The organism is Blautia sp. CAG:237 (assembly GCF_000436615.1).
Lineage (GTDB): Bacteria > Bacillota > Clostridia > Lachnospirales > Lachnospiraceae > Blautia_A > Blautia_A intestinihominis.
The window spans coordinates 1-11,651 of the sequence record NZ_FR886740.1 but is presented as its reverse complement, the minus strand read 5'-3'; the positions used below and the strand labels follow the sequence as shown (position 1 = coordinate 11,651).

At 45.1% G+C, this 11,651-nt stretch carries 11 protein-coding genes and 1 riboswitch; of the genes, 2 read left to right on the top strand and 9 right to left on the bottom strand.

Features of this window, described 5'->3' with window-relative positions:
• Positions 1-157 precede the first annotated feature (157 nt).
• Positions 158-793, bottom strand: a complete 636-nt coding sequence (locus QZL69_RS07905) for an MMPL family transporter (RefSeq protein ID WP_118252997.1) — start codon at positions 791-793, stop codon at positions 158-160.
• On the opposite strand from QZL69_RS07905, the gene QZL69_RS07900 reads away from it, so the two are divergent.
• Both QZL69_RS07900 and QZL69_RS07895 read left to right on the top strand, forming a co-directional pair.
• On the top strand, positions 780-1,388 hold the full coding sequence (locus QZL69_RS07900; protein ID WP_022214679.1) for a TetR/AcrR family transcriptional regulator: 609 nt from the start codon (positions 780-782) through the stop codon (positions 1,386-1,388). The genes QZL69_RS07905 and QZL69_RS07900 overlap by 14 nt on opposite strands.
• A gap of 264 nt (positions 1,389-1,652) precedes the next feature.
• A complete protein-coding gene (locus tag QZL69_RS07895) occupies positions 1,653-2,327 on the top strand; it encodes a hypothetical protein (protein ID WP_022214678.1) in 675 nt (224 codons plus the stop codon).
• A gap of 77 nt (positions 2,328-2,404) precedes the next feature.
• On the opposite strand, the gene QZL69_RS07890 is transcribed toward QZL69_RS07895, so the two are convergent.
• The 8 genes from QZL69_RS07890 to QZL69_RS07855 all read right to left on the bottom strand — a co-directional run bounded on the left by QZL69_RS07890 (position 2,405) and on the right by QZL69_RS07855 (position 11,538).
• Positions 2,405-3,775 (bottom strand): NAD(P)/FAD-dependent oxidoreductase, encoded by a 1,371-nt coding sequence (locus QZL69_RS07890; protein WP_022214677.1) that lies wholly within the window; start codon positions 3,773-3,775, stop codon positions 2,405-2,407.
• Positions 3,776-4,072: 297 nt separating this feature from the next.
• Positions 4,073-4,540: a TspO/MBR family protein gene (locus QZL69_RS07885; RefSeq protein WP_022214676.1), complete on the bottom strand. Its 468-nt coding sequence runs from the start codon at positions 4,538-4,540 to the stop codon at positions 4,073-4,075.
• A gap of 76 nt (positions 4,541-4,616) precedes the next feature.
• A complete protein-coding gene (locus tag QZL69_RS07880) occupies positions 4,617-6,032 on the bottom strand; it encodes an alanine/glycine:cation symporter family protein (RefSeq protein WP_022214675.1) in 1,416 nt (471 codons plus the stop codon).
• Between the two features lie 155 nt (positions 6,033-6,187).
• Positions 6,188-6,287: riboswitch (glycine riboswitch) on the bottom strand.
• 189 nt (positions 6,288-6,476) lie between these two features.
• Entirely contained in the window at positions 6,477-7,721 is a 1,245-nt protein-coding gene (locus tag QZL69_RS07875) for a 3-isopropylmalate dehydratase large subunit (RefSeq protein WP_022214674.1), read from the bottom strand.
• Positions 7,722-7,734: 13 nt separating this feature from the next.
• Complete coding sequence (locus QZL69_RS07870) at positions 7,735-8,226, bottom strand: LeuD/DmdB family oxidoreductase small subunit (RefSeq protein ID WP_022214673.1); 492 nt, start codon at positions 8,224-8,226, stop codon at positions 7,735-7,737.
• 51 nt (positions 8,227-8,277) lie between these two features.
• The gene (locus tag QZL69_RS07865; protein WP_022214672.1) at positions 8,278-9,528 is read right to left on the bottom strand and encodes a 3-isopropylmalate dehydratase large subunit; all 1,251 of its coding nucleotides are present in this window, start codon (positions 9,526-9,528) and stop codon (positions 8,278-8,280) included.
• Positions 9,529-9,530: 2 nt separating this feature from the next.
• Positions 9,531-10,013, bottom strand: a complete 483-nt coding sequence (locus QZL69_RS07860) for a LeuD/DmdB family oxidoreductase small subunit (RefSeq protein WP_022214671.1) — start codon at positions 10,011-10,013, stop codon at positions 9,531-9,533.
• A gap of 175 nt (positions 10,014-10,188) precedes the next feature.
• On the bottom strand, positions 10,189-11,538 hold the full coding sequence (locus QZL69_RS07855) for an MATE family efflux transporter (RefSeq protein WP_022214670.1): 1,350 nt from the start codon (positions 11,536-11,538) through the stop codon (positions 10,189-10,191).
• Positions 11,539-11,651 lie beyond the last annotated feature (113 nt).

Sequence of the window (11,651 nt, the reverse complement as noted above, 5' to 3'; positions counted from 1 at the left end):
CGGCTGCCGCCATAGAGGAAAGAGTTTCCCCCCTGTGCAATGAAGCACGGAACCGCAATCACCACTGCAATAAGAAATGCAGGTATGCGGAGTTTCATAACAGTGCCGGCAAACTTATGAAAGTCCGGAAAAAAGGCCTTATGCTGAGTCTTATCGATCAGTTTATAAGTACTGATCCTGTTGACTGTTTTACTGCCGCCACCATAGCGTCCTGGACATCCTTGCCTTCTGCTCTGTTTTCGGCAAATCTGTGAAGAAGGAAGATGGAATAGTCCATGGAAACTGCAAGCTGCAGAACACTTCCCGCTGCATTGGTAACGAAAGAAATCTCTCCAAACAGCAGGTTTGTTCCTCTGTTCAGCATGATTGCGATACCGATTGTGATCATAAAAAGTACTGGTTCAAACCATGAATTCGTTGTCAGAAGCAGTACGATAAATGTCACCGGAAGGACAAACAGCATGATCTTCTGGATATCTGACGAGGTGTGGAACGGTGACAATGCATCTGTGACTGCTGTTCCTGACATAGAATTGTCATCCCCGATAATGTCACGGATCTCATCAACTGCTGCCTTTTTTTCTGTTTCATCGTCAACTACCGTGATGGAATACAGGGCATCGGAATCTTTGTACCACTCATCGATCGTATCCTGGTCTGCATTTTCCAGTGGTTCATAGATGTCCACCACATCATCCAGCCAGTTGACCTCGTCTACTCCGTCGACCTGCTCCAGTTTCTTCTTATAATCCAGTGCCTGCGGGATCGTCACATCGTGGATGACTACTCTCATATTTGGTACAGGCTGGCTGTATTCTTCAAAGGGAAAAAATCGAAGTGTACAGCGCACACAGGCACTGCTCAAAGACGGGCTTACAGAGCTAATGCAGACCAAACCGGTACAGAATATCACAGTCCGTGAACTGACAGACTATGTCAATCTGAACCGTGGAACCTTTTATCTGCATTACAGGGATATCCAGGATCTTCTGGAGCACCTGGAAAATGATATACTGGACGAATTTATCGAAATCACCAACGCCCCCCAGCCACAGGATATGAAGGGTAAATCTTTCCCTCTGATCTGTGACCTGTATAAATTTCTGGAAAAAAACTCCGATTTCGTAAAACTTGTTCTGGTCAATAACCAGGAACAGAATTTTATGAATCGGATCAAGGAGATTATCCGGGAACGCTGCGTGAATGACTGGGACGAGATTTTTGCCAATGCAGATCCCAGGCTGAGCGAGATCTACTCTTCCTACGTCCTCTCCGGCTGTATCGGCATCATCGAAAACTGGATCCGAAATGGCACCCGCCAGAGCCCGGAGGAACTCGCACACTATACGGAGGATATTATGCTAAATGGATTGAATGTACTGAAATAGATGTATTATGTTACTATTCACAGGTAGTATCCCGCGAGGCGTTTTGCCATGAATATGGCAAAATCCCGAGACATACAGGGCAAAATGCCATCACCGAAGGTGATTTGGAATGCATTTTGACCAAGTTACTGTGAACGGAGTGAACAGTAACTGTATTATCACTCCGTTCACGGTAACTTGAGTATCCAGACACAAATTTGCTTGTGCATAATATATAATAGAAGTATACTTAATATAAATACTACTCTCTAAGGAGGATTCAAGATGAAAAAGAAGAAACTAATCTGCGGTCTTTTATCTGCATCCATGGTACTTACAATAGGCGGTCTTATCTCTGTTTATGCTGCGGACACCGAAACCCTTGCTGATTATCCGGAATATAAAGAAATCGTGCAGAAATATTATGACGGTGCTTCTGCCGCATGGAATATCAGCCAGTTTCAGGAAAATAATCTCTGTTATCTGGCAGGATATTATTCAGATATCAATAAACTCGGATATTTTCTTCAGGATATTGATAATAATGGTACCGCAGAACTGTTTATAGGTGCCATTGACGATGGCACTGACAGTTATGAGGGAATGTTTTTTGATATGTACACCCTTGTTAACGGAAGGCTTTCTCTGGTCACTACCAGCGGTGAACGCGACAGATATTATCTGTGCAAAGACAACACTATAGCCAATGAAGCTTCCGGCAGTGCTTTTCTGTCCCTGTACCATTATTATACTTATACTGACGGACAGCTGAACTTAAAAGAATCCGTGGTCTATGATGAAGAAAGAAATCCGCAGAATCCGTGGTTCTTCAGCACAACAGCTTCAACTGAGTATAATGCAGATGAATTTACTTCTATTTCAGAAGCAGATGCAGCTTCTATCAAGAATAAGTATGAATATGCGGAACTTCCGTTTATTTCACTGGCAGATATGAAATAGTCAAAATTATTCACATAAAAAGCCCCCACAAATCGTTTTCTCACGTTTTGTGGGGGCTTCTTAGTATATTATAATTATCAGTTCTGCTCTACAATATGTCTTGCTACGTAAATACCACTTGCGGATGCGTGGGACAGGGAGTGGGTGACGCCACTTCCGTCTCCGATCACGTACAGACCTTTGTGGCAGCTTTCGAGGTTGTCGTCGATCTCAACTTCCATGTTGTAGAATTTAACTTCCACGCCGTACAGAAGGGTATCATCGTTTGCAGTTCCCGGAGCTACTTTGTCCAGGGCGTAGATCATTTCGATGATGCCGTCCAGGATACGTTTCGGAAGTACGAGGCTTAAGTCTCCAGGTGTTGCTGTGAGAGTCGGTGTTACGAGGCCTTCCTCAACACGTTTCACGGTACTTCTACGTCCGCGGACAAGGTCGCCGAAACGCTGTACGATAACACCGCCGCCAAGCATGTTGGAAAGTCTTGCGATGCTTTCGCCGTATCCATTGCTGTCCTTAAATGGCTCGGAGAAATGTTTGGAAACAAGAAGTGCGAAGTTGGTGTTATCGGTCTTTTTCTCATCACCCTCATAGCTATGTCCGTTTACAGTGATGATGCCGTTGGTATTTTCGTTTACTACGATTCCGTTCGGGTTCATGCAGAAAGTACGGACGTTATCTTCGAATTTCTCTGTACGGTAGACGATCTTGCTCTCATACAGTTCATCTGTCAGATGTGAAAAGATAACTGCCGGAAGTTCCACGCGGACACCGATATCCACACGGTTGGATTTGGTCGGGATGTTCAGATCTTTACAGACAGTCTCCATCCATTTGCTTCCGCTTCGTCCTACGGAAACGATACATTTCTTACAGTCGTAAGTTCCTTTTTCGCAGATCACACGGTAACCGTCTTCCAGGATCTCCAGTTTCTGTACCGGTGTGTCGAAGTAGAAATCTACATGATCTTTCATTGCATTGTACAGGTTCTCAAGAACGATATAATTGATATCCGTTCCCAGATGACGTACAGATGCATCCAGAAGGTTCAGTTTGTTCTGCAGGCAGAGTTTCTTAAACTTGGTTCCTGCTGTGGAATAAAGCTTAGTTCCCTGACCACCGTATTCCATGTTGATATCATCAACATATTTCATCAGCTCGATTGCCTGGCTTTTACCGATATGCTCATACAGAGTTCCACCGAAATCGTTGGTGATGTTATATTTTCCATCAGAGAATGCACCTGCACCGCCAAAGCCGCACATGATAGAACATCTCTTACAGTTGATACAGTTCTTTATCTTCTTGCCGTCGATCGGGCATTTTCTCTTCTCAAGGGAGTATCCCTCTTCAAAAACTGCCACTTTGCAGTCCGGCTTTTCTTTCATTAATTCATACGCTGCAAAAATTCCTCCAGGACCAGCGCCGATAATGATTACATCATAGTTCATGCCTTATCCTCCTTGTAAGCATTACTTCCCTTTTTGTTTATATCCCTCATCCATATACAGCAGAACCCACAGTCCTGTTGCATAAAAAAAGCTGTCGCAGAATTTCTCGTGACGGATCCTGTCACTTCCATTCATTACGGCAGTTGGAAAAATGGTTACTGTAATCTTTAACGTTAATCATATTCCTAATCTATACTACAGGATTGCCATCGCTTTGTCAAGTGTTGTTTTTGTATGAAAATCAGATGTTTTTCCGTAAAACACAAAAACACTGCCATTTTCAGACAGTGCTTCCGCTTAATTTAAAAGAAAGATAAAGAAATTCAGATAACCTGCAAAAGTCAGCCATACAAGATACGGGATCATCAGGTATCCTGCGTTCCTGGAGATATCCGAAAATCCTTTCGTGCAGAGGTACACCAGATACCACAGAAGCACAAGCCATACAAATGCAAAGAAATACCATCCTGCATTAAAGAAAAATACCGGCCACAGGAAATTTACTGCAAGCTGCACTCCATACAAGAACAGTGCTCTGTTTCTCTTTTCTGTTTTCGGCGAAATTGCCACAAGGTAAGATGCTGTTCCCATCATGGCAAACAGTCCTGTCCATACCACAGGAAATACCCAGCCCGGCGGTGTCAGAGGCGGCTGTTTTAATTTTTCAAACGTATCCATGCTTCCCTGCGTAAGAAATCCCGAAACCGCCCCAACTCCCAGCGGCACCGCCAGCGCGGTCAGCAGAGTTTTTGTTTTTTTCTTCAAAAAAATTCCTCCTGTTCTCATCATCACTGTCTAGTGTATGAAGAACAGAAGGAATTATGCGTTTCCAAAATTTTATTTACATTTTATGCTTCTCTGCTTTGAAGAATGCTTTGGTTTCTTTCGCAACGACTCCGCTCAGTGCGAACAGTGCGATCATATTCGGGATTGCCATCAGACCATTGAAGATATCTGCGATAGTCCATACAGCACTTACTGTCATGTATGGTCCGATGAATACTGCAAAAATATATAACCAGCGGTATACGATGATCTTCGTCTTGTGTCCGTTTGTCAGGTATTCGAGACAACGTTCACTGTAATAATCCCATCCAAGGATTGTTGTAAATGCGAAGAATACGAGGCAGAGCATCAGTACAAACGCTGTGAACTTGGCCGGAAGCGGAAGTCCATGCTGGAATGCATAGGTAGTAACCTGTACACCCTCGATTCCCTCTACCTGCCATGCACCTGTCAGGACGATGGAAAGTCCTGTCATGGTACAGATCAGGATCGTATCAATAAAAGTACCTGTCATGCTGACAAGACCCTGACGTACCGGCTCTTTTGTCTGCGCTGCTGCTGCCGCGATCGGAGCGCTACCAAGACCTGCTTCGTTGGAAAAGATTCCTCGTGCAACACCTTTCTGCATTGCTACGATCATAGAACCAACAACACCACCTGTCACTGCTTTAGGATTAAATGCCGCTGTAACAACAGTTACGATTGCATTCGGGATCTCTGTAATGTTGCAGATGATCAGGGCAACGCTGAAGATGATATAAATTACTGCCATAAACGGCACGATAATCTGGCTGACTGCTGCAATTCGTTTTACTCCTCCGATCAGGATCGCTGCTACGCAAAATGCAAGGATCAGAGAAGAAACAACAACTGCTACGGAATACTGTCCCAGGAATGGGATATTGATGCAGTTTGTCTTGTCCGGATCAAAGAAGTTCTGTACAGCACTTGAAATACCATTTACCTGGCTGAATGTACCGATACCAAAAAGACCTACACAGACACCAAAGAATGCAAAGATCTTACCAAGCCATTTCCATTTCGCTCCCATACCTTTCTCAATATAGTAGAATGGTCCGCCAAGACTGTGTCCGTCTTCTGCAACCACACGGTATTTTACCGCCAGAAGACCTTCAGAATATTTGGTTGCCATTCCGAAGAATGCTGCCACGATCATCCAGAAAAGTGCTCCCGGACCTCCGGCACAGACTGCTGTTGCAACACCTACGATATTACCGGTACCGATTGTTGCACTCAATGCTGTACACAGAGCTGCAAAACTGGAGATCTCACCGTCTCCCTCTTCTTCATTCTTAAACATCCATTTCAGTGCCAATGGAAGGCGGCGTACCTGAAGCAGCCCAAGTCTGCTGGTAAGAAGAACACCACCGGCTATGATCAGTACCATAAGCGGCACGCCCCAGACTTTGTCATCCACTGCAACTAAGAAATTGTTGATTGCTTCCCACATCTCAAAAAGTTCTCCTTCTGTATGTATTTTTCAGCATCATAAAAAGGGAATAAAGATAAAGAATCGTTCTCAGATAGACTGGTAAGAATCTAATAATATCAGACAATAAAAAATAGATAAAAATCAAAAAATAGAATTCAGGATGTAATTAGGTCATAGCATCCTCTGTCCTTTTGCCTGAGAGATTCAAGACGCTTGCGCGTCGCTTGCACCTTCGGCCCCTGTAATAAAACAGGCGTCTCCAGAGAAACGATCCATTTGCAGTTTGTGTCCGATATTACGGATACCTGAGAGTTTTACTCCTTCGGTGGGCATGCGCCTCTTTCCTGCAAACTTCTCCTCGTTATTGCTGTTACTGCGTTATACTATAGTGCTAAATCATAAAAAAGTCAAGAGGGAAAAAATATTCTTCCCTCTTGACTTTTTTTGGCGTTTTTTGATGTTTTATTTCGGGCTGACGATCTTACCTGCGATCGCACATGCTGCTGCCGTCTTTGGAGATGCCAGATAGATTTCTACCTTGGAAGTTCCCATACGGCCAAGGAAGTTACGGTTGTTTGTCGCCACAACACTCTCTCCGTCTGTCAGGATACCGCCTGCACGTCCACAGCACAGTCCGCATCCCGGATGTGTGATCATTGCACCTGCTTCTGCCAGAGTGTCCAGAATACCAAGCTCGATCGCCTGTCTGTAGATCTTGCGGCTTGCCGGTGTCACGATCAGTTTTACATAGTCAGCAACTTTTTTGCCCTTGAGGACTTCCGCTGCTGCTGCGAGATCCTCCAGACGGCCATTTGTACAGGAACCGATGAATACCTGACCGATCTCAGTTCCCTCAAGAGTGCTGACGTCACGGATCTTGTCTACCTGTGACGGGCATGCCATGACCGGAACAAGGTCCTCTGCACGGTAAGTTACAGTCTTGATGTATTTTGCGTCCTCATCGCCGACAAGGCTCTTCTGGAAATCGTTCAGTTCAATCTCACAGTATTCTGCTGTCTTTTCATCTGGTGTGAAGAGAGCACATTTTGCACCAGCTTCGATTGCCATGTTTGACATGGTCATTCGGCTTGCCACGGACATATTCTTTACTGCACTTCCTGTGAATTCCAGTGCACGGTAAGTAGCGCCATCTGCACCGAGATCACCGATCAGACGCAGGATCACATCCTTGGACATCACGTTCTCCGGAAGCTCTCCCTCGATCACAACTTTAATGGTCTCCGGAACTTTGATCCACATGGTTCCTGTTCCGAGGATACTTGCCATCTCTGTATATCCGATACCGGAAGAAAATGCGCCGACACATCCATAAGTAGTTGTATGGCTGTCTGTACCAAATACGATGTTGCCCGGTTTGACATAGCCAGCCTCTGTCATCAGCTGATGGCAGATTCCGTCGCTTCTGTGTACGTTTTTCATTCCGTATTTCTCTGCAAAAGCATCTCCTGTATGGAAATGTCTGGTATCATCAAGCTGGCTTGCCGGAACAAGGTGATCATAGATCAGAACTACCTTATCCGGATCCCATAATTTCTTGAATCCCATTTCTTCAAATTTATCCGCAACAAACGGAATAAAAATATCATGGATCATCACTCTGTCTACATTGACTGTTACGATATCGCCAGGTTTTACGGCATGACCCACATTGTTTCTGATAATCTTTTCGATAACTGTTTCGCCCATCTGCTTCTCCTCCTTAGTCCAGTCCATTCAGTTTACGCATGGCTTTTACAAGTCCGCCGGCCTGGATGATGCTCATCAGGTTCTCCGGCAGAGAAGCGATCGGGTACTGTTTTCCATCATAGTCAACATGTTCATTCATCACAACTGTCACGGTATCTCCTTCTTTGATATCATCGTGAAGATCCGGCTGCTCGATCAGCAGAAGTCCGTTGTTGATGGAGTTTCTGAAGAAAATTCTTGCAAAAGATTTTGCAATGACGCACTGAACGCCCAGTGCTTTGATGATCTCCGGTGCCTGCTCTCTGGAAGAACCGCAGCCGAAGTTTTTGCCGGCAACAATGATGTCGCCTTTCTGGATCTGTCCAGCCAGTTCCGGACGGAGCGGGCTGAATCCATACTGTTTCATATCGTCGATTGTTTTGAGTGCCAGATACTCGGTCGGGATGATGATATCGGTATCAATGTCATCGCCAAGTACCCATACTTTACCTGTAAACTTTTCCATAATCTATGTATTCCTCACTGAATATATTGTAGGTGTTTCTGTTGTACTTTATCAGATTTCAGATGGCAGTGCGATTTTTCCTGCGATTGCAGATGCTGTAACAGTCGCTGCGGATCCAAGATATACTTTGGAACTTGGATGTCCTGCACGTCCTTTGAAGTTACGCGTTCCTGTACTGATCAGGACTTCGTTTTCACCGATAACACCCTGACAGCTTCCCCAGCATACACTGCAGTTCGGGTTCATAACAATCGCACCTGCTTCCATGAAAATGTCGATCAGGCCTTCTTTTAATGCCTGACGGTAAATTGTCTGGCTTGCCGGAACAACGAGGAAACGTACCTTGTCAGATACTTTCTTTCCTTTGATGATCTCGGCACCTACGCGCAGATCTTCGATACGTCCGTTGTTGCAGGAGCCAAGGAATGCTTCGTTGATCTCGATTCCACATGCTTCTTCTGCCGGAACAACATTGTCTACAAAATCCGGTTTTGCGACTACCGGGCGGACTTTGCTGAGGTCAAAAGTATATTCTCTTACGTATTCTGCATCCGGATCACTGTGGAATACAGCTTTTGGCTCACGTCCATGTTCTTTGAGGTATTCCATGGCTTTTTCGTCTGCTTCAAAGATACCGGTCTTTGCACCTGCCTCTACTGCCATGTTGCAGAGAGTCATACGGTCACTGATGCTTAAAGTCTTAGCACCTTCTCCGGTGAATTCCATTACCTGATAGTTGCATCCGTTTGCACCTACTTCACCAATGATGGTAAGGATCAGGTCACGGGCAGTCACACCTTCCGGAAGCTTACCGATGAGGTTGAATTTTACAGATTCCGGAACCAGTACCCAGGAAGTTCCTGTCACCATTCCATAGAGGAAGTCTGTGCATCCGACACCGGTACCGAATGCGCCAAGTGCACCATAAGAACAGGTATGGCTGTCTGCGCCAAAGATCAGTTCACCCGGGCGAACATAATTCTCGATCATAACCTGGTGGCAGACACCCTTGCCTTCCCAGAAATCAATGTTGTTTTCTTTTGCAAAGTCTCTCATCTTCTTCTGGGATGCTGCTGTCTTCGGGCAGTCAGACGGTACGTTGTGGTCAACGATGAAAACGAGTTTCTTTGTATCTGCAATGTGCGGATGGTTCAGCTTGTTTTTGTACATATCTACAGTCAGATGAGTAGTTCCGTCATTGCTCATCAGACGGTCAAGCTGTACCGTATGGATATCGCCAGGTTTGACGCTGTCTACACCGGCTGCTGCTGCGATGATTTTTTCTGCAATTGTCATTCCCATGGTTATTTCTCCTCCTTGTTCAGTGAAGCGATCAGACCGCCCTGATTCAGAATTCCCTGCATATATTCCGGAAGTTTGGTACAGGTATATGTCTTGCCGTTTGCAACTGCTGTACCGTCGGACATATGAAGTTCCATGGTATCTCCGGTCTGTACATCATCCGGAAGATCTTTACAGACGATTGCCGGAAGCCCGATGTTGATCGCATTTCTGAAGAAAATTCTTGCGAAGGATTTGGCGATGACTGCCTGTACACCAAGTGCTTTGAGGACGCCCGGTGCCTGCTCTCTGGAAGAACCACAGCCGAAGTTCTCGCCGCCTACTACGAAATCTCCTGGTTTTACTTTCTTTGCAAAATCAGGATCTAATGATTCAAATGCATGACCTTTCATCTCATCCAGGTTCGGCAGAAGCAGATACTGGGATGCAATGATCTGGTCTGTATCAAGGTCATTATGAAATTTAAAAATTGTACCTTTTTCCATAATAATGATTCCTTTCCATGTATAACTATTCATTTTCTCTCTATTCTACCACAAAATCCACCATTAGCAAAATGGATATTTATAAGAATTATGCATTCGATGCGAAACATTATAAAAAAGCCTGGCCTTCATCTCATGTTCTATCGTGAAAGCCAGACTTTTTAAATTATACTCTCTATATTACTTTATGCTGCAGCCATTTGCGACTGTGGAATCTCCAGGTAAAAATAATACTGCGGACAGTCCAGTCTGCAAACATTCCGATCCAGACTCCCATCGGTCCGAAGCCCATGACTCTGATCAGAAATACACAGAGGCAGAATCTGCATGCCCACATCGTACAGCAGGATGTGATCATGGAAAATTTCACATCTCCTGCCGCACGGAGCCCATACCCCGGAACAAATGCCATGGTCCATACAAGCGGTTTCATGATCGTGATCCACATCACCATATGGAAACACATATCTGCACTTTCTTTTTCCATGCCTCCAAGGATCGTGACTGGTTTTGTCAGTGCAAATACGATCAGGCAGCTTGTCAGTACTACGATTTCTGCAATTACGCAGAGCTTCTTTATGTAGTAGACTGCCTCGTCTTTTCTTCCTGCGCCGAGACACTGACCGACAATCGTCATCAGACCTACCCCTACACCGATCGCTGCAATACCATTCAGGTTTTCCAGAATGTTTGTCATTGCCTGTGCTGCGATCGCTGCTGTTCCCAGAGTAGATACCGTGGACTGGATTGCCAGTTTACCCAGCTGGAACATACTGTTTTCAACACCGGATGGGATTCCGATTCCGAGGATTCTTTTTATCATGGACCAGTTCGGACGGATCTTGAAATAATCACGTACTACGATCTCCTGACCTTCCCTTTCTTTTCGAAGCTGGATCAGTACTACTACCGCACAGAAAATACGGGAGATCAGTGTAGAAAGTGCCGCACCTGCTACTCCCATGTGGAAAACCCAGATCATAATGGCATTTCCGGCGATATTCATCACATTGGAGATCATGGAAATGGTCATAGGACCTCTGGTATTGTCCTGCGCACGGAAAATAGATGCTGCTGAATCATACGCCGCGATAAACGGGAAGGACAGGGCTGTATAAAAGAAATAAATTTCTGATGCCCTCATAACTTCCGCTTCGACTGAGCCAAAGATCAGTCTCAGAAGTGGTTTCTGGAAAACAAGGCAGATCAGACTCACCGCTACTGAAATGGCTGTGATGATAAACAACACCTGTCTTGCAGATTCATTTGCTTTTTCTTTGTTTCTCTGCCCGATATACTGTGCACAGACGATCGCACCGCCTGCTGCCAGTGCGGAAAATGCCTGAATGACGAGCACATTGATGGAATCCACCAGCGATACCGCCGAGATTGCCGCCGAACCGACATTACTCACCATCATGGTATCCGCAGTTCCCATGATCGAGTTCAACAACTGTTCCAGCACGACCGGAATAAGTAGATTCCGGATCATGCGATTCGTGAACATATGCTGTTGCTGTTCCATTTTTCCACCTCAACTTCCCCATAAAACAATTTGTAAAAATTACCGGCGGTCATGCCGCCTCTGACATTATGTTCCTGTGACATGCTCCCACCACTTAAATCTTACAGATTTTG